We start from the raw sequence: 24,328 nt of genomic DNA on the forward strand, positions 1-24,328 counted from the left end.
CTTTTGCCCATAGTCTCCATACACTGAAAAACATAATAAAAAACGTGCAAGGAGAGCGATATGTTCAAGGCCATCTTACTGGAAGAATCCGGCAAGCAGACTCATGCCAGCCTGCAACGCCTCAACGAACAACAGCTGACCACCGGCGATGTCAAGGTGAAGGTGGACTACTCCACCCTCAACTACAAGGACGCCCTGGCCATTACCGGCAAGGGCAAAATCGTGCGCAGCTGGCCCATGGTGCCCGGCATCGATTTCGCCGGCACCGTGCTGTCATCGGATCATCCGGACTACCGCATTGGCGACGACGTGCTGCTCACCGGCTGGGGGGTTGGCGAGCAAACCTGGGGCGGCCTGGCGGAAAAGGCCAGCGTCAAGGGTGACTGGCTGATTCCGCTGCCGGCGGAAATGAGCGCCAAGCGGGCCATGGCCATCGGCACCGCCGGCTTCACCGCCATGCTGGCGGTAATGGCACTGGAACAGGCCGGCGTAAAGCCGGGCCAGGGACCGGTGCTGGTCACCGGCGCCACCGGTGGCGTGGGCTCCATCGCGGTACGGTTGCTGGCCAAGGCCGGTTACGAGGTACACGCCTCCACCGGCCGGCCCGAGCACAGCGACTGGCTGAAAAGCCTGGGCGCCCACGAGATCATCGATCGTATCAAGCTGGATCAGGAGCCGGCGGCACTCGAGTCTCAACACTGGGCCGGCGCCATCGACGCCGTGGGCGGCCGTACCCTGGCCCGCATTCTGAGCCAGACTCGCATGTACGGTGCCGTGGCTGCCTGCGGCCTGACCGGTGGGGTGGCCCTTCACACCACCGTCATGCCCTTTATTTTGCGTGGGGTGCAGCTGCTCGGCATCAATTCGGTGCATATTCCCAAAGAGCGGCGCATTGAGGCCTGGCAACGGCTGCACCAGAGCCTGCCGATGAACTACGAGAATGAGGTCAGGGAGCTGACCCTGGAGCAGACCATAGAGGCCGCCCACGACATGGTCGCCGGCAAACCGGTGGGCCGAGTGGTGATTCAACCCTGACCGGCCATCGCCGGCTCCCCGATGGCGCCGGCGAAGTCATCTTTATGTTTATCGGCTATTCGGCCCCTCGGCTACGAATACGCAAACCGTGCTTGCGCAATTTACGGACCACACTGGGCTGGCTGATCCTCAACCGCTCGGCCAGCGCGTAGGTGCTGGGCAACTGCTCACACAATGCGGCCAGAATGCACCGTTCATGGTGTTCCATAGCCTCTTTCAGGCTCTGGCCCGGCACCAGACACTCGCTTTCCTGATCAGTTGACCGTTCGGGCGACGGCGCATCCGGGCTGATATGGGCCTCGGCCTCATTGGCACCAATCTGATCACCACTGGCGGACAGCCAGGACCGCTCCACCCAGTTTTCCAGCTCACGCACGTTGCCGGGCCAGTCACCGCTCATCAGCTTTGGCCAGACACCGGGGTGCAGCACCTTTCGACTGCCGTAGCGTCGGTTTAGCCGCGCCAGCTGCAGCTCGACCAGGCCCGGAATATCTTCCCGCCGCTCGCGCAGCGGCGGTATGGTCACGGGTATCACATTGAGCCGGTAATAAAGATCCAGGCGAAATGAGCCTTCCTCCACCTGTCGGGCCAGGTCCCGGTTGGTGGCCACGACCAGGCGAAAATCCACCCTCTTGGGACGGGTATCACCCAGGCGGGTGATACTGCCATCCTGAATCACCTTGAGCAGCTTGGTCTGCATGGCCAGGGGCAATTCACCTATTTCATCAAGGAACAGGGTGCCTCCCTGGGCCTGTTCCAGAATGCCGGCCTTGCCCTGTCGAGCCGCACCGCTGAAGGCTCCGGGCTGATAACCGAACATTTCCGACTCGAACAGCGACTCGGGAATGGCGGCACAGTTGACGTCGATAAAGGGGCCATGGCTGCGCTGACTCCAGCGATGCAACTGGCGGGCAAAGGCGGTCTTGCCCACTCCGGATTCGCCCAGCATCAGCACGGTGGCATCGGTCGAGGCCACTCGCTTGAGCAACATCACCACTTCCCGCAGCAGGCTGCTGCGGACTTCCAGCTCATCCAGCTCCAGATCCTCCCCCAGCGAGGGGCCGTTCCCTCTTTTCAGGTGGTCGCTGAAGCGCTGTTGCAGCAGGGCATATTCATCCTGCAGCAGTTGCAGATCGGTAAGATCCCGGGAGCGGCTGACGATACGGGTCAGCCTGCCGTTCAGAAAAACCGGGTAGGCCTCGGCGATCACTCGGCGCCCGGTCGCGGTATGTTGCATCATCTGGGCCGGCCGGCCGGTGCGAATCACTTCCAGACTGACCGACGGCGACAAGACGCCTCGTCGTTCCAGCTCCTGTACCGTGCTGGCGCACAATTCGTCCGGACTCAGGCCATAGACGGCGGCGCTGCCCGGACTGACCTGAAGGATGCGACCGTCCGCATCAACCAGAAACAGGTGATCGTAAGCGGTGGCGAGAATGGTGTCGATCACCAGGGTGTCTATGTCCGACATGGCTTTCCTTGCTCAACCATTGATACATAAATGAATCATCAATTCTTTTATGTATCACACACGCTTCACGATCGATACATATTTGCATCACAAAAACAAAAAGAGCTTATAAATCATATAAATAAAAACTGGCATAATTACTGCCTTGTAATGGCAAGGACCATTATCCCCACCAGCCAGCCTGGTGGGAGCAGCAGGAGATAGCCATGAGCAAGACCCCGTCAACCTTTAACCAGCCCCTGGGTGGCAATGAAATGCCCCGTTTTGGCGGCCCCGCCACCATGATGCGCCTGCCCGCCCAGGACTCGGCGGCCGGCCTGGATGCCGCCTTTATCGGCGTGCCCTTTGATATTGGCACCTCGAACCGCCCGGGGGCCCGGCTGGCGCCCAGACAGATTCGCGACGAGTCACGCATGCTGCGCCCCTATAACATGGCAACCCGCGCCGCTCCCTTTGACAGCCTGCAAGTGGCGGACATCGGTGATGTGCCGATCAACACCTTCAACCTGCACAAGAGCATGGCCATTATCGAATCCTTCTATGACCAGGTGCTTGAACAGGGATGCCGGCCGCTGACGCTGGGCGGGGATCACACCATAGCCCTGCCCATTTTGCGGGCCATGCGCAAAAAGCACGGCCCGGTTGGCCTGATCCATGTGGATGCCCACGCCGATATCAATGAACACATGTTCGGTGAGGAGATCGCCCACGGCACCCCCTTTCGGCGGGCGGTGGAGGAAGGCCTGCTCGATTGCAACCGCGTGGTGCAAATTGGCCTGCGGGGAACCGGCTATGCGGCAGATGACTTTGACTGGAGCCGGGAGCAGGGCTTTCGGGTCGTTCCCGCCGAGGAATGCTGGAACACCTCCCTGGTGTCACTGATGGAAGAAGTGCGCGCCAAGATTGGCGGCGGGCCCGTTTATATCAGCTTTGATATCGACGGCATCGACCCTGCCTATGCCCCGGGCACCGGCACGGTGGAAATCGCCGGCCTGACCGTGCCTCAGGCGTTGGAGATCATTCGTGGTGCCTGGGGGCTGGACATCGTCGGCGGCGATCTGGTGGAGGTGTCTCCTCCCTATGATCCCAGCGGCAATACCGCCCTGCTGGCGGCCAACCTGCTGTATGAAATGCTGTGCGTGTTGCCGGGTGTGCAACGGCGGTAAATGAATATTGCCGCCGGCCCGGGCGGCAATCACGAATGAACAAAGGAGTGTTACCCTATGTCTTCTCTGGATACCGCAACCGAGCGCACCGCTGCCAAAGGCGATCAATTGAGTCGAGATGGACTACTAAAGTTCCTGCTGCCTTCACTGCTGGGAATGAGCATGTTTCTGGTGCCCATTTACCTGGAGGACCAGGTCACCATCGGCCTGGGGCTGATGGCCGACTGGCTCAAGGGCCTGGCCGGTGATGCCCTACCGGCCATGGCGGTGACCATACTGTGCCTGTCGGTGGTGCTGACCACCCTGGTCAAGGTCACCAAACCCGGCTGGGCGCAAAAAGGGGTCTGGCGCGAGATTTTCAACGTGGGCCATGCCTGGTTTGCCATGCGCGTGCTGGGTGCCCTGTTTGGCCTGATGACCCTGTTCCAGTTCGGCCCGGAATTTATCTGGAACCGCAATACCGGTGGCGTGGTGCTGCTGGATCTGGTGCCCGTGCTGCTGACCTTTTTCTTCTGTGCCGCCGTGCTGCTGCCCTTTCTGGTGGATTTTGGCCTGATGGAATTTATCGGGGCCCTGGTGAGCAAACCGTTCCGCTTTATCTTTCGCCTGCCGGGACGCAGCGCCATCGATGCCACCGCCTCCTGGCTGGGGTCGGGCACGGTGGGCGTGCTGATCACGGCACAGCAGTATGAACAGGGCTTTTATAACCGGCGGGAAGCGGCGGTGATCGCCACCAACTTCTCGGTGGCCTCCATTGCCTTCAGCCTGCTGATCACCACCTTTGTGGGGCTGAATCACATGTTTATTCAGTTCTACCTGACGGTAGTGGTCGCCGGGCTGATCGCCGCCATCATAGTGCCCCGCCTGCCGCCCCTTTCCCGCAAACCCGACACCTATTATGAGCCGGTGGGCTGCCGCATTGCCGAGGCCGCGCCCAGCGACAAGGGTGTGCTGCGCTATAGCCTGGAGCTGGCGGTGGCACGGGCCGCCCAGGCACCCGGTGCCGGCAAGCTGGCCATGAGTGCCCTGATCAACGTGGTGGATATCTTCCTGGCGCTGCTGCCCCTGGTGGTGGCCATCGGCACCATCTCCCTGGTACTGGCCGAATATACCCAGCTGTTCGTCTGGCTGTCCTACCCCATGATCCCCTTGCTTGAGTTGCTGCGCCTGCCCGAGGCCGCCGCCGCCGCCCCGGCAACCCTGGTCGGTTTTGCCGACATGTTCCTGCCGGCGGTGCTGGCCAAGGGCATTGAAAGCGAACTGACCCGGTTTGTGGTCGCCTGTCTGTCGCTGACCCAGCTGGTATACATGTCGGAAGTGGGCGCCCTGCTGCTGAAGTCCAGAATACCGCTCAACCTGTGGGAGCTGTTGGTGATTTTCCTGCTGCGCACCCTGATCACCCTGCCCATCATCGCCCTGATGGCCCATGTCTTTTTCTTTTGAGGTGACCCCCTATGACCGTAACCAGTACAACGACTGAAACAAGCTGTGCCGAGCTGCTGGTACGCCTGCTGCGCGATACTTATGGCGTGGATACCCTTTTCGGCATTCCCGGGGTGCATACCATAGAGCTGTATCGTGGCCTTGAAGGCAGCGGACTGCGCCATGTCACGCCCCGGCACGAGCAGGGGGCGGGATTTATGGCCGATGGCTATGCCCGCAGCACCGGCCAGCCCGGTGTGTGCTTTATCATCACCGGCCCGGGCATGACCAACATCGCCACCGCCATGGGTCAGGCCCTGGCCGATTCAATTCCCATGCTGGTGATCTCCAGCGTCAGCCGGCTGGACACCCTGGGCATGGGCCAGGGCCGGCTGCACGAGCTGCCGTCCCAGCAACAGCTGATGGCCGGCGTCGCGCGCTTCAGCCACACCCTGCTTGATGCCAGTACGCTGCCGGAGGTACTGGCCCGGGCCTTTGCCCTGTTTCGGGGGGCCCGCCCCGGACCGGTGCACATCGAAATTCCCATCGATTTGCTGGCCGCCCGAGTCAAGGTGCCCACCCCCTCGGCGCCCCCGGTCCTGTACCGGCCCGCCCCGGATCCGCAAGGCCTGGCCACGGCGGCAGCCTGGCTGAAAGAAGCCCAACGACCGCTGTTGTTGCTGGGTGGCGGCTGCATCGATGCGCCGGAAGCGGCCCGTGAGCTGGTGGAACGACTCGATGCCCCCACCGTAACCACCATTAATGCCAAGGGCCTGCTGGGCCGGGATCATCCCCTTGATCTCGGTGCCAATGCCGCCTTGCCGGCGGTGCGGGCCCTGGCCCGGGACGCCGATGTGATCCTGGCAGTGGGCACCGAGCTGGGTGAAACCGACTACGACGTGGTGTTTGATGACGGCTTTCAACTGGACGGAAAACTGATCCGCATCGATATCGATCCCGAGCAACTGGTGCGTAACCAGCGCCTGGCCCTGGGGCTGGTGGCCGATGCCGGCCGTAGCCTGGAACTGTTGCTTGAACTGGTTCCCGAGCCCCTGAGCCGAAATGGTGCCGAACGGACTCAAACTACCCGCCAGGCTCTGGCACTGCCCGAGGATGCCGCCTTTGCTCCCTTCGTGCCCCTGTTCAATACCCTGCGCGAGGCCGTGCCCGACGCCATCCTGGTGGGGGATTCCACCGCCACCGTTTATGCCGGCAACCACCTGGTCTCCCAACCGGCCACCCGGCGCTTCTTCAATGCCTCAACCGGCTATGGCACCCTGGGATATGGCCTGCCGGCTGCCCTGGGCGCGGCCCTGGCCAGGCCCGAGCTGCCGGTAGTGGCCCTGGTGGGTGATGGCGGCATCATGTTTACCCTGAGCGAGCTGGCCACGGCGGTGGAAGAAAAGCTGCCGGTGGTGATCCTGCTGTGGCACAACCATGGTTATGAAGAAATCCGCCGCTATATGGACAACCACGGCGTCAGCCGGGTCGGAGTGGACATTCAGCCGCCGGACTTTCAACAGCTGGCGAACGGCTTCGGCTGCCGGGCCTGCCGAGTGACCGACCCGGCCGAGCTTGCTCAGGCCCTGGCGGACAGGCCCACCGATGGCCCGCAGTTGATCGAAGTGGATGCCGCCGCCTGGCACCGCAACATTATTGCCCGCTGAGCCAGCGGCGCGTTTAAGGAGCCGGTAATGCAACGATTGGTGCAACAGTTTATCGATAATCAGTGGCGACCGAGCCGAGGGGGCCGTTACCTGCCCGTGGTCAACCCCTGCACGGAAGAGGTGATCGCCGAAGTCACCTGTGGTCATCCGGACGACGTTGATGCGGCAGTGGCGGCAGCCCGCCGCGCCCTGCCCGGCTGGCAACAGACCACAGGCGCAGAGCGGGCAGTTTATCTGGATGGCATGGCCGAGGGCCTGAGCCGACGGCGTGAAGATCTGGCCAGGCTGTCTGCCGTCAACAACGGTAAAATCCTGGCGGAAGCCCAGCTGGATCTGGACGATGCCATTGCCTGTTACCGTTATTATGCGGACCAGGCGCGCGCCCTGGACGAGCGTCAGGGCCAGCCGGTGTCCCTCGATATGGAAGGGGTGCAGGCGCACAGCTACCTGGATCCGGTGGGCGTGGTGGGGCTGATTACGCCCTGGAACTTTCCGCTGGTCACCAGTGCCTGGAAGCTGGCACCGGCGTTGGCAGCAGGCTGCACCCTGGTGTTCAAGCCGTCCGAAGTGACCCCGCTGCCCGAGCGGGAACTGGCCGACATCGTCCTGGAGGTGGGCCTGCCCGCCGGCGTGTTCAATCTGGTATTTGGCGACGGCGAAGGGGTGGGCTCGTCCATGTCGTCCCACCGGAGCATCGACAAGATCTCCTTTACCGGCAGCAACCGGGTGGGAGAGGCCATCATGGCCGCCGCCGCCCCGGGTAGCCGAGGCGTGTCCCTGGAGCTGGGTGGCAAATCGCCGATACTGGTGCTGGAAGATGCGGATGTGAATGAGGCCGCCGACTATGTCATGGCCGGCATCTACTTCAATGCCGGACAGATCTGCTCGGCCACCTCCCGGCTACTGGTGCACGAACCCCTCGCCGATGACCTGTATCAAGCATTGGGGCAGCGCATCGACGCCCTGCGCCTGGGCAACCCCCTGGCCGAGGACACCGACATGGGTCCCCTGACCAGTGCCCGCCAGCGCGACACCGTCCTCGGCTATCTAACCCAGGCCGATCAGGAAGGGCTGCAGGCCGTACGGGACGGGCGCCAGCGGGCCCTGCCGCAGCAGGGTTATTTCCTGGCTCCCAGCCTGTACCGGGACGTTCCCGTCACCAGCCGGCTGTGGCGAGAAGAAATCTTTGGCCCCGTGCTCTGCGGTCGCAGCTTTGCCACCGAGGAACAGGCCGTCGCCCTGGCAAACGACAGCGAGTTCGGCCTGGCCGCGACCCTGGTCGGCAAGGACGCAGCGCGGGTCCGGCGGCTCGGCAGGCGACTGCAGGCCGGCACCATCTGGTACAACAGCCCTCAGCTGGTGCTGCCCGAGACCAGTTGGGGCGGCTTTAAACGCAGCGGTATCGGCCGGGAGCTGGGTCCCTGGGGCCTGAATGCCTACCTTGAGGTCAAGCATCTCATCGGCCCTGCCGCATAGGGCCAAGACCATCCAGCGCACTCACCACATCAGAGAGCCCGCCAGGGCTCTTTTTTGTAACAGTGAGACGCAAAGGGCAAGGTACCCGACCTCGGCAAAAAGTGTTATAAAATAACAAATGTCCTTACCTTCCTGCGCCTGATGAACACCGCCATTCCCACTCACCTTGTTATGGGTTTTCTCGGCACCGGCAAAACCACCCTGCTGCGCCACCTGCTGGCCCACAAGCCGGAACACGAACGCTGGGCCATTCTGGTCAACGAGTTTGGCGAAGTGGGCATAGACGGCGCGCTGCTGAGTGAGCAGGGCGCCCTGGTCAAGGAAATTCCCGGTGGTTGCCTGTGCTGTGTGGCCGGGTTGCCGTTTCAGATTGGCCTGAACGCCCTGCTGCACAAGGCCCAACCGGACCGGCTGCTGATTGAGCCCACCGGCCTGGGTCATCCCAGCCGAGTCATGGACATTCTCACCAATGAGCATTACCGCAACGTGCTCAGCCTGGGCGCCGCCTTTTGCCTGATAGATCCACGCCAGTGGCAAGATTCCCGATACCGCGAGCACGAAACCTATCGGGATCAGCTGGCCCTGGCCGACGTGGTGGTAGCCAACAAGACCGATATGTGCAGCGAGGCCGAGCTGAGCCGACTGCGTCACGATATCGCTCAAGGGCCCGAGCCGAAACAGGTCCTGGTGGAAACCGAGCAGGGACGGCTGGATCTCAACTGGCTGACTCACCCCCACGCCCCCGAGCGCCGTGCCGCCCATCCCCAGGCCCATGCCGGCAAGGCCGAGCGTCCCATGTTGGCGGCCCACGAACCGCCCCTCAGCCCGGCGCGGCCCTGGCGCCGCTACGGCAATCACGGTGACGATCATTTCTCCGTGGGCTGGCGCTTTCTCGACGAAGTGGTGTTCGATCTCGATGCCCTGCGTGCCTTCTGCGAGGCGCAAAACCTGGCCCGGCTCAAGGCGGTGGTGCGCACGGCGGACGGCTGGTGGGCCTTCAACCAGACCGACAGACTCAGTGTGTACCGCCTGGCGCCCCAAAAAGAGAGTCGTATAGAACTCATTGATGCCAGCCCGCTGGCGGCGGCGCCCCTGCATGAACAACTGATGAAAACGGTGATTTCGCTGCCATCTTCATAAAACTGTCACCGCAGTGTCTTAATCTGCCCACCTTTGAAATTGGCCAGGGTTGGGCTTCATGCGAATATCTCGGTTTTCCTTATTGTCATCACTGGGGCTGATGCTGCTGGCGATAGCGCTGGCGTTTGCCTTTCTCGCCGGGGATCGCCAGCTCAGGCAGGGAGAACAGGCCCGGGCCGAGCTGGAGCAGCTGCGCCGGAATGCCAATATCGAACTCTATCGCACCGTGTTCGCCTACCTTGCCGACGGCGACGCCAGCAAACTGACCCTGGCCGAGCAGCGGCTGGACGCCATGGCCGGCACCCTGGCCGATGAACCGGGTGGCGAGCCGGCCCTGCAGGCGGTGCAACGCCTGCAGCAACAGCTGCTCCACGATTTTCGCGAGGCCGGCAAGCTCTCGGGCAACAGCCAGCAGCTGCTGCAACACGCCGAGCAGGAAATGACCGACCAACTGCGCGCCCTGGCCCGCTACGCCGATACCGAGCACAGCCTGGCGGCCCGTTACCAGGCCCTGGTGGCGGAAATGCTGGCCTCGCTGCCGCGCCTTATCCACCTGCGCAGCGGCTACATGGCCGGCGGGGACGACAACCTCAGGCAAAGCCTCGACTTTCAGCTGTCGGAGCTGAACAAGCTCGCCGGCCAACTGCAGGCCCTGCCCCTGCTTGGCATCTATCACACTCCCGAAGTGGACGAATTCGCCCTGCGCAAACCCAAGCCGGTTGAAGTGGGCGACGCGCCCAGGCGGGAGCTGCAAAGCCTGCTGCGCCGTTATCCCAAGGAGCTCGACAACACCCAGCAGGGACTGGCGCAACGTGCCCATGCCGTCACCACCCTGAGCGCCAGCCTGGCCGGCATTGAGCAGCAGCTCGACGCCCTGGTGGCGGCCCGCGAGGCCGAACGCCAACAGGCCTATCATCACTCCACCCTGGTGTTGCTGGCCCTGTGTGCGGCCCTGCTGTTGTTTGCCCTGCTCGGTTACCTGTTCCAGCGCCGGCTGGTGGTGGGTCGGCTCGATCAGTTGCGCAACGCCTTTCGCCAGCTGCTGCAGGACGGCCAGCTGGCCGCCTTGCCGGTGACCCACCCCCACAGTGAGCTGGGCCAGATCGCCACCAGTTTCAACGGCCTGCTGGCGCGACTGCAACGTCAGCAGCAGGAGCGGGCCGAGCAATTGCAGCAGGTGTCGGCGGCACTGGAAGGCATGATTGAGGAAGTGCAGGACATTCAGCAGCACACCCAGAGCAACGACGGCGCCCTGCAGGGCAGCCTGGCCATGGCGGAAGACCTGAACCGGCTGACCGAGCGAATGCGCCAGGCCAGCGACGACATTGCCCACACCGCCCGTGACAACCTTGAGGCCATGGACGTCAGCCGCAGGCAGGTCGAGCAGCTGGCCCACAGCGCCGGTGACAGCCGCCAGGCGGCGCTGTCCGGCCGCGAGGCGCTGGCCAGCCTGGGCCGGTCGGTGGACGATGCCGCCGCCATTATCGGCGTGATCCGCCAGATTGCCGAACAGACCAACCTGCTGGCCCTCAATGCCGCCATTGAAGCGGCCCGGGCCGGCGAGCACGGTCGGGGCTTTGCGGTGGTGGCCGACGAGGTGCGCAAGCTGTCGGGCAATACGCAAGGGTCACTGGAAGAAATCGCCAACATCATGGATCGGCTGCGACTGTCAAACGACGAGCTGGGCGGCATCATGGATCGCATGCTGCAGGCGGCGGAAGATCAGCACAGCCAGGCCCAGACCCTGCTGGAAGTGACCGAGCAGGTCAGCGAAACCTCCCGGGCCACCACCTCGGTGGCCGAGCAGGGTGCCGGCCACGCCGACAGCCAGGCCGCCGAGCTGGGCCGCTTCATGACACTGATGGACGAACTCAAGACGCGCTCGGCCCGAGTGTCTGATCGGGCCGGCCAGGTCACCGGCCACATTCGTCACCAGGCCGGCACCATTACTCGCTTGCTGGGACCGGAAGCGGGCTGATTACAGCGCCTGCTTCACATAAAGATCAAAGCGGTTGTTTTTGCTGGCGATCTGCGCCGAGGGGGGAGTGTCGTTGAGAAACCCGGCGTAGTCGGGCCGCTTCACCACGACCCGGGCCCGGGCCAGCGCCAGTGCCGGGGCCAGCAGGGCATCGGCGTCTTCGTCCGCCCCCACCAGGGAATGAAACACCCGCATCTCCTTTTTCACCAGCGCCGCCTTTTTCTTGTGGGGAAACATGGGGTCGAGGTAGACCACGTCCGGCTGCCCGGCGATATCGCCCAGGCTGTGGCCAAAGGGCAACAGCCGCAGCCGTTCACTCACCCAGGGGCCAATTTCACCATCGGCGGCAGCCCGGCGCAGGCCGTCGGCCAGCAAGGCGTGCACCACAGGGTGGCGTTCGCACAGGGTCACGGTGCAGCCCAGCGAGGCCAGCACAAAGGCGTCCCGGCCGAGGCCGGCGGTACCGTCCACCACGCTGGGGTTATGGCCGTGCTTGAGCCCCACCGCCTTGGCGATGGTCTGGCCCCGGCCGCCGCCAAACTTGCGCCGGTGCGCCGCCGCCCCGGCCACAAAGTCAACATACACCGCCCCCAGCCTGGGCTCGTCCCGCTTGTGCAGCTCCAGCCGGCCCTCGGTGAACACCAGGGCAAAGGGGGCGGGGGCGGTCACGCCGTGCAGGCGATGGCGCAGGCCGTCGGCCTCGGCGGCCAGGGAGTGGTCCTGCAGCTCAATCTGCAGTGGATACAGTGTGTCCGGCATAGGACTCCAGAAATACCAGCAGTTCACGAAGGGGCATGGGTTTGGCGATCAGATAGCCCTGCAGAAAATGGCAGGGCTGAGTCGACAGGTAGGTGGCCTGGGCCGGTGTTTCCATGCCTTCGATCACCACCTTCATGCCAAGGTCGCCGATAATGCGCAAAATGCCTTCCAGCAGCAAGCCATCTTTTTGATTGCCGGGCAGGTGATCGATAAAGCTTTTGTCGATTTTCACCAGATCGATGGGAAAGGCACGCAAATAGTTGAGCGCCGAAAAGCCGGTGCCAAAGTCGTCGATGGCAATACGACAGCCGGCCCGCCGCAGGGCCGAGATACGCTCCAGGTGGTGTTCGTTACCCTGCATAAACAGCGACTCGGTGATTTCGAAAATCAGGTGGCGGGGCGAGAGCTGATGCCGTTCGATGATCGCCAGCCATTCCTCCCCCGCCAGCCCCAGGCTCTGGAACTCCAGGCTGGAGCGGTTGATGGCCATCTGCAACGGATACCCGGCCTGGTGCAGGCGCCGCAGATCGGTGCAGGCCCGGTTCAGCACCCAGTCTCCCAGGGCCTGCACCAGGCCGCTTTCCTCGGCCACCGGCACAAACTCCACCGGCGAAATGGCGCCCAGCTCCTCGTGTTGCCAGCGCACCAGCGCCTCCAGCTTGGTAACCCGCCCCGACTGGGTGTCCACTATGGGCTGGTAATGCAGCCGCAGGCCGCCCTGGTGAATGGCATCCATCAAATCGTGCTGCAACCGCATGCGCCGGCTCTGGGCCCGGTTGAGCTGGTCGTCATACAGCGCCAGGGCTTCCTTCTTCTGCTTGGCACCAAACAGCGCCTGTTCGGCGTGTTGCAACAGGCTTTCGGCGTCTTCCTCCCCTACCCCGGGCCAGAGCGCCCCCCCCAGCGTGGCATCCACATAAAGCTGCTGCTCCGCCAGGGGCAACGGTCGGGCCAGGGCGCTCAGCAGGTGGCGGCCAAAAATGCGCGCCTGGCGGTGGTGCACTATACCCGGCACCAGCAGGGCGAACTCGTCACTGCCGATACGGGCCAGAAAGTCGCCGCTGCGCAGCCGACCCCGCAGCCGCGAGGCCACCTCCTGCAACACCTGATCCCCCACCTTGTGGTTCATGGCATTGTTGAACAGGCGAAAGTTGTTGATGTCGAGGATCAACAACGCAAAGGACTCGCTCAGCCGGCAGTGCCGGGCCAGCCGCTGCTGAAAGCTGGCACGGTTGGCCAGGCCGGTGAGGCTGTCCTTGACCTCCGGCGGCGCTCCCTGTTCGGTGGCATCGGGCTGGCCCATGTCGCTGAACACCGCCACGTAACGCAGTGCACCGCCGGGGCCGCGCAACGAGCCGATACGCAACCGCTCCGGATATACCTGACCGCTCTTGCGCCGGTTCCACACCTCACCGCGCCAAAAACCGCGATCGTTCAGGGCCTGGTTCATGCGCCGGTAGAACTCCCGGCTGTGCAGCCCGGAACGCAGCAACGAGGGGTAGCTGCCCCGCACCTCTTCTTCTCGAAAACCGGTGACCCGCTCAAAGGCCGGGCTGACATCCAGAATACGGCTGTTGCCGTCGCAGATCATCACCCCCTCGGGCTGCTCCGGGGCGGGAATAAAACGCACGTTCAGCCCTTCACGAAAGGGCGCCCGCGGGCGCAGGCTGGCCAGCGCCGCCATCAGGCACATCGGCTCACCACGCTGGTTGCGCACCAGGGTCAGCTGCACTTCGCCCAGCAGCAGGCGACCGTCGGGATGGCGGTAATGCTTCTCCACCACCGCCATGCCCAGGGCCGGCTCGTCGGCCAGCCGCCGATACAGGCGCAGGGTCTCGGGCCAGTCGCCGCCCAGGCTGAACTCGCGCAGGGAGCGACCCGCCATCTGGCCGTCAAGGCCGGCAATGCGCCGCACCGCCGCATTGCTCCATTCCACCACGCCATCCAGGGTCAGCCGTACCAGCGGCAACGGCAGCCGTTCAAACAGTGCCAACCGGGAAATCGCCTGCTGGGCCCTGTCGTGATGGGTGAAAACGGTGGCAAAAAAACCGAGCAAGGCACTGCGCGACAAGCGCACCCGGCGCTGACGCCGAAACAGCAACAAGGCGTGACCCGGGTAAAGATCGGCCAGCGACAACAACTGACCGGAAGCCATGCCCAGGGCGGCACATTGACGGCGGGTAAGGCGACGTTGGGGGCGAGCATCCAGTCCCGACAGGGGGCTGTCCGGCACCGGCATGCCGGCGGCCAGCAGCGGCTGCCAGCGAGTGCCCCGGCGCCGGCAGAGCATGGCGCCATCCGCCAGGCGCTGCTCCACCAGCTGACTCAGGCACCAGAGGTTGAACCAGGATAGAACCCCGTTTTCCATTAAGCGTGTCTCATTAACCAATACCCGCCCATTGTGCCTGCAACCGGGCCCGGCCTCTACCCTGACTCATGGATCAAAAAAGGTGGCCTGGGCCACCTTGTTTTGGAGTGGACTCAAGCGGAAATGCCCGAGTGACGCAGCAGGGCGTCGATGTTTGGCTCCCGGCCTCGAAACTGCCTGAACAGCTCCATCGGCTCTTTTGAGCCCCCCTGTTCCAGAATGGCATGCAGAAAGTCGCGCCCGGTTTTTGCCGAGAACACCCCTTCTTCCTCAAACCGGGAGAAGGCATCGCTCGACAGCACCTCGGCCCACTTGTAACTGTAGTAGCCCGCCGCATAGCCACCGGCGAAAATATGGGAGAAACCGTGCTGAAAGCGGTTGAAGGCCGGCGGCGTCAGCACCGCCACCTGGCTGCGCACCTCATCCAGCACCTGCTGTACCCGGCCCGGCTCGGCGCATTTGTCATCCATATGCAGACGGAAGTCGAACAGGGCGAACTCCAGCTGGCGCAGCATCATCAGCGCCGAATGGTAGTTGCGCGCCGCCAGCATGCGCTCCAGCAGATCCGCCGGCAGTGGCTCATGGGTTTCATAATGGCCGGAAATAAACGCCAGCGCCTCGGGCTGCCAGCACCAGTTTTCCAGGAACTGGCTGGGCAACTCCACCGCGTCCCAGGCCACGCCATTGATGCCGGCCACCCCGGCCACGTCCACCTTGGTCAGCATATGGTGAATGCCATGGCCAAATTCGTGGAACAGGGTCAGCACCTCGTTGTGGGTAAAGAGTGCGGGCTTGTCGCCCACCGGGCCGTTGAAGTTGCAGGTGAGGTAGGCCACCGGCTTTTGCAGGCTGCCGTCTTCCCGGTAGCGACGGCCAATGCAGTCGTCCATCCAGGCACCGCCACGCTTGTTGGCGCGGGCATAGAGATCCAGGTAAAAGCTGCCGCGCAGCTCGCCGGTTTCATCAAAGATGTCGAAGAAGCGCACGTCCGGATGCCAGACTTCCACACCGAAACGCTCCACCACCTTGATGCCGAACAGCCGCTTGACGGTCTCGAACAGTCCGTGAATGACCCGGTTCTCGGGAAAATAGGGCCGCAGCTCCTCGTCGGAGATGGTGTATTTATGCTGCTTGAGTTTTTCGCCGTAGTAGCTCAGATCCCAGGCATTGAGCTCGCTCACGCCAAACTGCGCCTCGGCGAAGTCCTTGAGCTCGGCCAGCTCGGTCTGTCCCTGTGGGTGGCTGCGGCTGGCCAGTTGCTCGAGAAATTCCAGCACCTGCTGCTCGCTTTCCGCCATCTTGGTGGCCAGCGACACCTGGGCGTAATTGTCAAAGCCCAGCAGGGTGGCCAGCTCCTGTTTCAGGGCCAGGGTTTCCTCGATCACTCTGGTGTTATCAAACTCGCCGGCATTGGGACCCTGATCGGAAGCCCGGGTGGTAAAGGCGTAATACATTTCCTCGCGCAGCTCGGCGTCGTCGGCATACATCATCACCGGTAGGTAGGACGGAATGTCGAGGGTGAACACCCAGCCGTCCAGCTCGCGGGCTTTGGCCTGGGCCTCGGCGGCGGCCAGGGCCGATTCCGGCAGGCCGGCCAGCCGGGCCTGGTCGGTGATGTGCTTGTGCCAGGCCTGGGTGGCGTCGAGCACCCGGTTGGCAAAGGTGGAAGACAGCTCCGACAGCCGCGCCTGAATTTCACCAAAGCGGCGCTTCTGCTCGGTTTCAAGGGCGATGCCCGACAGCCGAAAATCACGCAGGGTGTTGGCCACTTCCTTTTGCTGGGCCAGGCTCAGCTTCTTGAAACTGTCCCGGTCGGCCAGGCTTTGATAGGCCTCGAACAGTCCCTGATGCTGACCCATCCAGGTGTGGTATTCCGACAGCAGCGGCAGGCAGGACTCATAGGCCTGGCGCAGCTCCTCGCTGTTGAGCACGCTGTTGAGATGACTGACCGGCGACCAGATGCGGCTGAGGTGATCGTTCACTTCTTCCAGCGGCGCCACCAGGTTGTCCCAGGTGAACTGCTCGTGACGGGCCAGCACGGTTTCCACCCGCTTTTTGCAATCCGCAATGGCATGCTCCACGGCCGGTCTTACGTGCTCCGGCTTGATTTGGCTGAACGGCGGCAGGCCGTCCATGATGAGAAGCGGATTCGTCATGGTCCTTTACCTCTTGTTGTTTGGCCGTCGCGCTGCATTCGGCAGCCGAGGGAATACTCCCTAACATGGTGATAATGGCAAGAATGTTCAAGCCTTTAGTGCCCTCACTCGGCTCACGGCCGGCGAACTGGCGATTTGTTGAGCACCCCAGCCGGCACGACTTGAGGTACAATCGGCCGACGGCTTTGAATGAACCTTCATCCACGGAGCAAACTTATGGCACAGCATTTCGACTATATCGCCATCGGCGGCGGCAGCGGCGGCATCGCCTCCGCCAACCGGGCGGCCATGTACGGAAAGAAAGTGGCCCTGATCGAGGCCAAAGATCTGGGTGGCACCTGCGTCAACGTGGGCTGTGTGCCCAAGAAGGTAATGTGGCACGGCGCCCAGGTGGCCGAAGCCATCAAGCTTTATGCCGCCGACTACGGTTTCGATGTGGAGCTAAAAGGTCATGACTGGAGCACCCTGGTGGAGAGCCGCCAGGCCTACATTGGCCGTATTCACCAGTCTTACGACCGAGTGCTGGGCAATAACAAGGTCACGGTAATCAAAGGCTTTGCCCGCTTCCAGGACGCGCATACCGTGGAAGTGAATGGAGAACAATATACCGCCGACCATATTCTGATCGCCACCGGCGGCGAGCCCATTATTCCGAACATTCCCGGCGCCGAGCACGGTATCGACTCCAATGGCTTCTTTGAGCTGACCGCGCAACCGAAGCGGGTGGCCGTGGTGGGCGCCGGCTACATTGCCGTGGAGCTGGCCGGGGTACTGCATTCACTTGGCAGCGAAACCCACCTGCTGGTGCGCAAGCACGCGCCGCTGCGCAACTTCGATCCGCTGCTGACCGATACCCTGGTGGAAGTGATGGCCGCCGATGGCCCCACCCTGCACACCCATTCCGTGCCCCAGAGCGTGGAAAAGCACGCCGACGGCAGCCTGACCCTGACCCTGGAAAACGGCGAATCACTCACCGTGGACTGCCTGATCTGGGCCATCGGCCGCCGCCCGCTGACCGACAAGCTCAACCTGGACAGCGCCGGTGTCGAGCTGGATGCCAAGGGCCACATCAAGGTCGATGAATATCAGAACACCTCGGCCAAGGGCGTGTATGCCGTGGGCGACAATATCGGATACGTGGAGCTGACCCCGGTCGCGGTCAAGGCCGGCCGCCAGTTGTCCGAGCGGCTGTTCAACAACAAGCCCGAGGCGAAGATGGACTACGATCTGGTGCCCACCGTGGTGTTCAGCCATCCGCCCATCGGCACCATGGGCCTGACCGAGCCGGAAGCCCGCGAGCGCTTCGGCGACGATCAGGTCAAGGTCTACACCTCTTCCTTTACCGCCATGTACACCGCCGTGACTCAACACCGCCAGCCCTGCAAAATGAAGCTGGTGTGTGCCGGCGACAACGAAAAGGTGGTGGGTATTCACGGCATCGGCTTTGGCATGGACGAGATCCTGCAAGGCTTTGCGGTGGCGGTGAAGATGGGCGCCACCAAGGCCGACTTCGACGCCTGCGTGGCCATACACCCCACCGGGGCGGAAGAATTCGTCACAATGAGATAAGCAACTGATATAAATAACAAAAGGCCGGATTAACACTCGGCCTTTTTCGTTTCTGGCCGCCGTGCGCCTTCCGCTCATGGCCTATACTTCAAACGACGTTCGGTAGCTGTCGAGGAGGACCAAACCATGCCGGCTCAACGATTGCAGCAATACCTTGACCAGCAGGAAGTCAAATACCGGGTCATTAGTCACTCGCCGGCGTTTACCGCTCAGGAAGTGGCGGAAACCGCCCATATACCGGGCAGGATGATGGCCAAGGTCGTGATCATGACGCTGGATGGCCGAATGGCAATGGTGGTGGTGCCCGCCCCCAAGATAATCCATCCCGACAGCCTGGCCCGTTCCCTGTCGGTGCAGGAAGCAACCTTGCTGCATGAAAACCACTTTCGGGAACAGTTTCCCGACTGTGAAGTGGGTGCCCTGCCTCCCTTCGGTAACCTGTATGACATGCCGGTGTATCTAGACACCGAGCTCGCCCGGCAGGAAGAGATCGTCTTCAGTGCCGGCAGTTACCGTGAGCTGTTTAGCCTGCCGATGAAAGACTACCTGAGACTGGTTCAGCCTCAGGAAATAACCCACTAGTCGGGGCCAGTAATGCCACTGCCTCTTATTGTCCTGGCCTGAATGACCGGCTGGGCGACCCCGACGGCGGCCGAGAATGTGCCACCCGGCTGCGGCAACCATACTGCATTGTTCGGCCGGGGCCTGCCCCGGCTTTTTTATGCCCGGCCTTAGGCGGCGGTTTATTTCCTGACAACAAGTAAATATCATATTGAAACTCATTCTCACCCAATGGATTCAACGAGAACACGTCATGGAACACGCCGCCCGCATTCTTGTGATTGAAGACGACCGCGCCCTTAACGATCAACTGGCCGAGCTGTTGCAGGGTCATGGCTATCAGGTCAGCCAGTGTTTTGATGGCGAGCAGGGACTACTGGCCGCCCTGGATCCGTCCGTTGAGCTGATCCTGCTCGACGTGCTGCTGCCGGTGAGGGACGGGTTTTCCCTGCTCAAGCTGCTGCGCCAGAGCCTGCACACTCCGGTGATCATGCTCACCGCCTGCGGCGCGGAAGAAGAACGTATTCAGGGCTTCAGCCAGGGTGCCGACGACTACCTGGCCAAGCCCTTCAGCTTTACCGAACTGGTGCTGCGCATTGAGGCCCTGCTGCGCCGCGCCCGCGGCCGCATGACTCCTTCGGCCGATCTGACGCAACTGACCCACGACGAGCTGTGGCTGGATCGTCGCCGGCAGCAGGCCGGATTTCGCCAGGTCTCGCTGGATCTGACTCCCATACAGTTCAAACTGCTCTGGACCCTGGTGCAAAACCGGGGGGAGGTGCTGAGCAAACCGTTTCTGTATCAGCAGGTGTTGGAGCGGGAATTCAGCCGCTATGACCGCAGCCTGGACATGCACCTGAGTCGAGTACGGCGCAAGCTGGACGAGGCCGGCATGGGTGGCGCCTGCCTGCAAACGGTGCACGGCACCGGATATCTGTTTAAATGAACCGCCGGCTATTGTGGAAACTGTGCGCCACCATCGCCGTGGGCACGGTGGCGCTGTTCTCGCTGCTCAACTATCTGATGGAACACACCGAGACCAGCATGAGCCACATCGATCGGAAGCACCGCCAGACCTTGCTGGACTACGGCGCCGAGGCAGAGCGACTGTACAATGCCGGCGACGAAGCGGCCCTGGCGCGCTGGCTGGCGGAACTGCAACGCCGGGAGCAAACCTGGGCGGCGGTGCTCCATTCCCACCTGGAGCCGGTAGCCAACAGCGTGATCAACCAGCGCTTTCAGGACGGTTTTCGCCTGGGCCGCAGCGTGGACTGGATGATCCATCTCTACTTTACCGAAAACCCCATCATGGAAGTCACCTTTGCCAGTGGTCATACCCATTTCCTGATCCAGCTGCCTCAACGCATGCGCCCGGGAGGGTATCAGCCCCACACTCGCGTGCTGCTGCAACTGGCGCTGCCGCTGCTGCTGCTGGTGCTGCTGAGCCTGGTGCTTTATCGCCATCTGATGCAGCCCCTGCGCCAGCTGGAAAAGGCCACCCGCCGCTTCAGCGAAGGCGAGCACAGGGTGCGAGTGCGGGCTTCGCTGGGCAAACGCAATGACGAGCTGGCGCGGCTGGCCGAGACCTTTGATCATATGGCCGCACGTACCGAGGGGCTGATCCAGTCCCAACGCCACCTGATTGCCGATCTGTCCCACGAGTTGCGCACGCCCCTCACCCGCATTGAAATGGCGGTAGACCGCGCCGAGCAGACCGCCGACGTCACCACGGTGCTGACCCGGATTCGCCGCGACGGCGCCCTGATGCGGCAGTTGGCGGAAGACACCCTGACCCTGGCCTGGCTTGAAAACGAGCGACCCAGGCTGAACGGCGACGACTTTGACCTGACCGACCTGCTCGACAGCCTGCTGGACGATGCCCGTTTTGAGTTTCCACACCATCGCATTCGAGCGAGCCTGCCCGATGACGCTCCCCTGGCCAACAGCAGCCAACGTGCCCTGGGCCAGGCCATTGAAAACGTGCTGCGCAACGCCCTTGACCACACCCCGCCGGGTCGCGAGGTGGCCATCACCCTGACCAACCTGGACTCGGGCTATTGCCTGACCATTGACGACCAGGGGCCGGGCGTACCTGACGAGCACCTCGATCGTATTTTTCAGCCTTTCTTTCGCCTGGACGCCGCCCGCCGCAGCGAAACCAGCAGCTTTGGCCTGGGGCTGGCGCTGGCCCGGCGGCAGCTGGAGGCGGCCGGCGGCCGAATCACCGCGAGCAACCGCCTTGAGGGCGGCCTGCGAATGTGCATTCTGCTGCCGCAGCAGGGACCCGAATAAGGCGACCACCTTCAACAAAATGTAACGGTTGTAAAATCGGTTCACTTTGCCGACTTATCGAACAAGAATACGCCTGCTAGTTTATATGATAATAATTCTTGTTTAATGAGGTAGACACAGTGCGTAGCAGCCACCCCATACCCGGCCGGCCCAGCCTGCTGGCTCTTGCCATTGCGAGCATTATTTCCGCTCCCCTGGCCGCTGAAGAAATAACCCAGCTCGACTCCGTGGTCGTAACCGACTCCCGCCTTGATCACAACGTCAGCGTGGTGGAGGCAAAGGAACTGGAGCGTCGTCAGGCCAATGATCTGGAAGACGTGTTTCGCCAGCAACCCGAGGTGACCGTGGGTGGCTCGGTCGGCTTTGCGCAGAAGCTGTATACCCGTGGCATTGAAGACACCAAGCAAAACGTCAGCATCGACGGTGCGGTGCAGGGTGGTCAGGCATTCCACCATAACGGCCGTATCTCCATCGAGCCCGAGCTGCTCAAGCGGGTGGAGGTGGAAGCCGGTGCCGGCAAGGCCACCTCCGGCGCCGGCGCCCTGGGCGGTGCATTGCGCTTTGAGACCAAGGATCCCATCGATCTGCTGCGCGAGGGTCAGGACTTTGGTGCCCTGGTCAAGGCCGGCTACTTCAGCAATGGCGACGGCTACAAGACATCCACCACCCTCTATGGCCGAATGACCGATGACTGGAGCGCCATGGCGTCCTTTATTCACAAGGATCACGACGTTCTGGAGAACGGTAACGGCGACGACATTGCCGGCTCCAATAGCCGTCAGCAGGTGGGCTTTGCCAAGGTCGTGGGCCACCTCACCGACACCCAGACCCTGCGCCTGAGTTATGAGCGCCGCACCGAGGAGGGCACGCCGGCAATGCGCCCGCAATGGGTTCAGCGCGCACCCAGAAACGACTTCCGCCCCATGGAACTGGAAAGACAGACCATTACCCTGAACCATGAGTGGAACCCCGCCGATGAACTGGTGGATATTGAAACCACCCTTTACCACACCCAGTCCGATCTGAAGGTGGAGGAAGGCACCGGTCACTTCTTCGGGGATACCCAAAGTACCGGCCTGGATCTGCGTAATACCAGCCGCTTCGCCCGCAACGAGCTGACCTACGGCGTCGACTATCGCCGGGATACGTCCAGTTCCGGCCCTGATGACAACAAAACGGAGAACGAAGATAAAGGCGATGTGCTGGGCCTCTATGTGCAGGACGAGTTCAAGATTACCAATGCCCTCACCCTGAGCGCCGGCCTGCGCTATGACCGCTATGAAGTCACCGATGATGCCCAGCAGGAATTCAAGGATGACGGCTTCAGCCCCAACGTGGGCCTGAACTACGAGGTGATTGAGGATCTGGATCTGTTTGCCGGCTATGCCGAGGCATTCCGTGGCGTGCAGGTGCGAGAGAGCTTTCGGCTGCACCCCAGCTGGGGCGCAGACAACGATCCCAACCTGAAACCGGAGAAGGCCAGCAATACCGAAGTGGGCTTTGATTACCACCCCGGCCCCTTCTACTTTACCGGCAAGGTATATCGCTCACGTATCAAGGACGTGATCGATGATGTCGCCAAAACCTATACCAACGCAGGCGTGCTTGAATCCGAAGGCTATTTGCTGAGCGCAGGTACTCAATGGAACAGGCTGCATGCCGGCCTGAGCTTCCATCACAACGACGCCCATCTGGGTGACCTTGACCTCAATGGTTATGATCACAATAGCCTGGGCAACTCCATTGGCGATACCTGGGTGGCCAGCCTGGATTACGCCGTTAACGACGCCATCACCATTGGGTGGAGCGGCCAGTTTGTAGAGGGCCTTGACGATCTGAAAACCAGCGCGGGCAACGTTAGCAAACCCGGCTATGCGGTGCATGACGTCTATGTCGAATGGCTGCCGCTGGGCCAGGACACCCTGACCCTGAACCTGACCGTGCAGAACCTGTTCGACAAGCAATACCGGGATCACGCCAGTGTGGCTGACTTCACCTCTTTTGGTTGGATGGTCGTCGGCCCTTATGAGGCCGGACGTGATATTCGCGTCAGTGCCAGCTACAAGTTCTGATGATTCAGGGGGCTTCGGCCCCCTTTTGCGTTTACAAGAACGAGAAAGAGCAATGATTACACTTCTTATTCAAAATAACACTTTCCTGCGCCGCACCGTCGGCGCCTTATTGTTTCTGCTGTTCGCCCTACCGGCCTCGGCCGAGACCGTGACCGATATGGCCGGGCGCGAGGTCGAGCTACCCGAGCAAGTGACCGGCATCATTTTGGGGGAAGGCCGCTTTCTGCCGGCCCTGGCCATTCTCGAAGGGCAACGGCTTACCGACAGACTGGCGGGTATCATGCCCGACTTTGAACTGGCGGATCCGGCCGGTTATCGCCAGTATGCCGAGGCCTTTCCCAAGCTGAAAACCGTGCCCCGCCTTGGGCGCAGTACCGCTGACAGTTTCAGCATTGAACAAGCCCTGGGCCTGGGTGCCAACCTGGCGGTGTTCGGCATCGAAGGCCACGGCCCTTCTGCCCGAGACGAATCGCTGGTCGGCCGGCTGGAACGGGCCGGTGTGACCGTGTTGTTTATCGACTTTCGCCAGGATCCCCTGAGCCACACCCTGCAAAGCATGACGCTGCTGGGCCGAGCCCTCGACCGTGACGCCGAAGCCAACGCCTTTATCGACTTTTACCGGCAGGAACTGGATCGCGTGCAGGCCGGACTGAACACCCTGAACCCCGAGGATGTGCCCAGCGTATTTCTGCACAGCCGGGTGGGCCTGCAGGACGCCTGCTGCGAAACCATGACCAACGGCATGCTGGGCCGCTTTCTGACCCTGCTGAACGCCGACAACATCGCCACCGAGCGGGTGCCCGGAGTATCCGGCATCTACAACCTGGAATACCTGCTGCTGGAGCAGCCGGATATCTACATTGCCACCGCCGTGGGATCGACCGATACCCTTGAAAGCCACCCGGGCATTATCGCCCTGGGGGCCGGCGTGGCGCCGGCGCAGGCCGAGGCCAGCCTGCGCCATGCCCTGAGCCATGCCGGGCTGGCCCAGTTGCAGGCGGTGCAGCAACACCGCGCCTTTGCCATCTGGCATCACTTTTACAATTCGCCCCTCAATGTGGTGGCGGTGCAGGCCTTTGCCCGCTGGCTTTATCCGGATACCTTTGCCGAGCTGGATCCGCAACACACCCTGACCACGTTGTATCAGCGTTTTCAGCCGGTGCCCCTGAACGGCACCTACTGGATCGGAGGCTGAT

17 protein-coding genes are annotated in these 24,328 nt (G+C 62.4%); 13 read left to right on the forward strand and 4 right to left on the reverse strand.

Annotated features, from left to right (window positions below):
- Positions 1-60 precede the first annotated feature (60 nt).
- Positions 61-1,035, forward strand: coding sequence for an acrylyl-CoA reductase (NADPH) (gene acuI / locus B6S08_RS11365; protein ID WP_094200933.1), 975 nt, complete (start codon positions 61-63; stop codon positions 1,033-1,035).
- Between the two features lie 55 nt (positions 1,036-1,090).
- Here the strand turns inward: acuI and B6S08_RS11370 are convergent, their stop codons facing one another.
- A complete protein-coding gene (locus B6S08_RS11370) occupies positions 1,091-2,506 on the reverse strand; it encodes a sigma-54 interaction domain-containing protein (RefSeq protein ID WP_094200934.1) in 1,416 nt (471 codons plus the stop codon).
- A 206-nt stretch (positions 2,507-2,712) separates the two neighbouring features.
- Here B6S08_RS11370 and speB point away from each other — a divergent pair, with 206 nt between their 5' ends.
- The 6 genes from speB to B6S08_RS11400 all read left to right on the forward strand — a co-directional run bounded on the left by speB (position 2,713) and on the right by B6S08_RS11400 (position 11,355).
- Positions 2,713-3,672 carry an agmatinase gene (gene speB / locus B6S08_RS11375; RefSeq protein WP_094200935.1) on the forward strand — a complete coding sequence of 320 codons (960 nt, stop codon included), beginning with the start codon at positions 2,713-2,715 and terminating at the stop codon, positions 3,670-3,672.
- 57 nt (positions 3,673-3,729) lie between these two features.
- Entirely contained in the window at positions 3,730-5,115 is a 1,386-nt protein-coding gene (locus B6S08_RS11380; protein ID WP_094200936.1) for a YjiH family protein, read from the forward strand.
- Positions 5,116-5,126: 11 nt separating this feature from the next.
- Positions 5,127-6,761, forward strand: coding sequence for a 5-guanidino-2-oxopentanoate decarboxylase (locus tag B6S08_RS11385; RefSeq protein ID WP_094200937.1), 1,635 nt, complete (start codon positions 5,127-5,129; stop codon positions 6,759-6,761).
- Between the two features lie 27 nt (positions 6,762-6,788).
- On the forward strand, positions 6,789-8,237 hold the full coding sequence (locus B6S08_RS11390) for an aldehyde dehydrogenase family protein (RefSeq protein WP_094200938.1): 1,449 nt from the start codon (positions 6,789-6,791) through the stop codon (positions 8,235-8,237).
- A gap of 141 nt (positions 8,238-8,378) precedes the next feature.
- Positions 8,379-9,377: a CobW family GTP-binding protein gene (locus B6S08_RS11395; RefSeq protein ID WP_094200939.1), complete on the forward strand. Its 999-nt coding sequence runs from the start codon at positions 8,379-8,381 to the stop codon at positions 9,375-9,377.
- Positions 9,378-9,435: 58 nt separating this feature from the next.
- On the forward strand, positions 9,436-11,355 hold the full coding sequence (locus B6S08_RS11400) for a methyl-accepting chemotaxis protein (RefSeq protein ID WP_094200940.1): 1,920 nt from the start codon (positions 9,436-9,438) through the stop codon (positions 11,353-11,355).
- Here the strand turns inward: B6S08_RS11400 and B6S08_RS11405 are convergent, their stop codons facing one another.
- The 3 genes from B6S08_RS11405 to prlC all read right to left on the reverse strand — a co-directional run bounded on the left by B6S08_RS11405 (position 11,356) and on the right by prlC (position 16,638).
- Positions 11,356-12,114, reverse strand: coding sequence for a class I SAM-dependent methyltransferase (locus B6S08_RS11405; RefSeq protein WP_245849853.1), 759 nt, complete (start codon positions 12,112-12,114; stop codon positions 11,356-11,358). It abuts the gene before it with no gap.
- The gene (locus B6S08_RS11410) at positions 12,083-14,482 is read right to left on the reverse strand and encodes a putative bifunctional diguanylate cyclase/phosphodiesterase (protein ID WP_094200941.1); all 2,400 of its coding nucleotides are present in this window, start codon (positions 14,480-14,482) and stop codon (positions 12,083-12,085) included. The genes B6S08_RS11405 and B6S08_RS11410 overlap by 32 nt, the downstream gene beginning before the upstream one ends.
- A gap of 113 nt (positions 14,483-14,595) precedes the next feature.
- Entirely contained in the window at positions 14,596-16,638 is a 2,043-nt protein-coding gene (gene prlC / locus B6S08_RS11415) for an oligopeptidase A (protein ID WP_094200942.1), read from the reverse strand.
- Positions 16,639-16,854: 216 nt separating this feature from the next.
- On the opposite strand from prlC, the gene gorA reads away from it, so the two are divergent.
- The 6 genes from gorA to B6S08_RS11445 all read left to right on the forward strand — a co-directional run bounded on the left by gorA (position 16,855) and on the right by B6S08_RS11445 (position 24,327).
- Positions 16,855-18,207, forward strand: coding sequence for a glutathione-disulfide reductase (gorA, locus tag B6S08_RS11420; RefSeq protein ID WP_094200943.1), 1,353 nt, complete (start codon positions 16,855-16,857; stop codon positions 18,205-18,207).
- 126 nt (positions 18,208-18,333) lie between these two features.
- Positions 18,334-18,789: an aminoacyl-tRNA deacylase gene (locus tag B6S08_RS11425; protein WP_094200944.1), complete on the forward strand. Its 456-nt coding sequence runs from the start codon at positions 18,334-18,336 to the stop codon at positions 18,787-18,789.
- A gap of 232 nt (positions 18,790-19,021) precedes the next feature.
- Complete coding sequence (locus tag B6S08_RS11430) at positions 19,022-19,714, forward strand: response regulator transcription factor (RefSeq protein ID WP_094200945.1); 693 nt, start codon at positions 19,022-19,024, stop codon at positions 19,712-19,714.
- Positions 19,711-21,060, forward strand: coding sequence for a sensor histidine kinase (locus B6S08_RS11435; RefSeq protein ID WP_094200946.1), 1,350 nt, complete (start codon positions 19,711-19,713; stop codon positions 21,058-21,060). The genes B6S08_RS11430 and B6S08_RS11435 overlap by 4 nt, the downstream gene beginning before the upstream one ends.
- A 119-nt stretch (positions 21,061-21,179) precedes the next feature.
- Positions 21,180-23,132 (forward strand): TonB-dependent receptor domain-containing protein, encoded by a 1,953-nt coding sequence (locus tag B6S08_RS11440; RefSeq protein ID WP_245849854.1) that lies wholly within the window; start codon positions 21,180-21,182, stop codon positions 23,130-23,132.
- Between the two features lie 52 nt (positions 23,133-23,184).
- On the forward strand, positions 23,185-24,327 hold the full coding sequence (locus tag B6S08_RS11445; RefSeq protein WP_094200947.1) for a TroA family protein: 1,143 nt from the start codon (positions 23,185-23,187) through the stop codon (positions 24,325-24,327).
- Position 24,328: the final 1 nt, after the last annotated feature.

Source organism: Oceanimonas doudoroffii (assembly GCF_002242685.1).
GTDB classification, from domain to species: domain Bacteria; phylum Pseudomonadota; class Gammaproteobacteria; order Enterobacterales; family Aeromonadaceae; genus Oceanimonas; species Oceanimonas doudoroffii.

What these genes read in the sequence shown, in the direction of transcription:
- B6S08_RS11430 (WP_094200945.1), top strand. Translation starts at nt 19,022, where the DNA reads ATGGAACACGCCGCCCGCATTCTTGTGATTGAAGACGACCGCGCCCTT.
- B6S08_RS11410 (WP_094200941.1), bottom strand. Translation starts at nt 14,482, where the DNA reads ATGGAAAACGGGGTTCTATCCTGGTTCAACCTCTGGTGCCTGAGTCAG.
- B6S08_RS11445 (WP_094200947.1), top strand. Translation starts at nt 23,185, where the DNA reads ATGATTACACTTCTTATTCAAAATAACACTTTCCTGCGCCGCACCGTC.
- prlC (WP_094200942.1), bottom strand. Translation starts at nt 16,638, where the DNA reads ATGACGAATCCGCTTCTCATCATGGACGGCCTGCCGCCGTTCAGCCAA.
- B6S08_RS11390 (WP_094200938.1), top strand. Translation starts at nt 6,789, where the DNA reads ATGCAACGATTGGTGCAACAGTTTATCGATAATCAGTGGCGACCGAGC.
- B6S08_RS11380 (WP_094200936.1), top strand. Translation starts at nt 3,730, where the DNA reads ATGTCTTCTCTGGATACCGCAACCGAGCGCACCGCTGCCAAAGGCGAT.
- B6S08_RS11405 (WP_245849853.1), bottom strand. Translation starts at nt 12,114, where the DNA reads ATGCCGGACACACTGTATCCACTGCAGATTGAGCTGCAGGACCACTCC.
- B6S08_RS11435 (WP_094200946.1), top strand. Translation starts at nt 19,711, where the DNA reads ATGAACCGCCGGCTATTGTGGAAACTGTGCGCCACCATCGCCGTGGGC.
- B6S08_RS11370 (WP_094200934.1), bottom strand. Translation starts at nt 2,506, where the DNA reads ATGTCGGACATAGACACCCTGGTGATCGACACCATTCTCGCCACCGCT.
- B6S08_RS11395 (WP_094200939.1), top strand. Translation starts at nt 8,379, where the DNA reads ATGAACACCGCCATTCCCACTCACCTTGTTATGGGTTTTCTCGGCACC.
- B6S08_RS11425 (WP_094200944.1), top strand. Translation starts at nt 18,334, where the DNA reads ATGCCGGCTCAACGATTGCAGCAATACCTTGACCAGCAGGAAGTCAAA.
- speB (WP_094200935.1), top strand. Translation starts at nt 2,713, where the DNA reads ATGAGCAAGACCCCGTCAACCTTTAACCAGCCCCTGGGTGGCAATGAA.
- gorA (WP_094200943.1), top strand. Translation starts at nt 16,855, where the DNA reads ATGGCACAGCATTTCGACTATATCGCCATCGGCGGCGGCAGCGGCGGC.
- acuI (WP_094200933.1), top strand. Translation starts at nt 61, where the DNA reads ATGTTCAAGGCCATCTTACTGGAAGAATCCGGCAAGCAGACTCATGCC.
- B6S08_RS11385 (WP_094200937.1), top strand. Translation starts at nt 5,127, where the DNA reads ATGACCGTAACCAGTACAACGACTGAAACAAGCTGTGCCGAGCTGCTG.
- B6S08_RS11400 (WP_094200940.1), top strand. Translation starts at nt 9,436, where the DNA reads ATGCGAATATCTCGGTTTTCCTTATTGTCATCACTGGGGCTGATGCTG.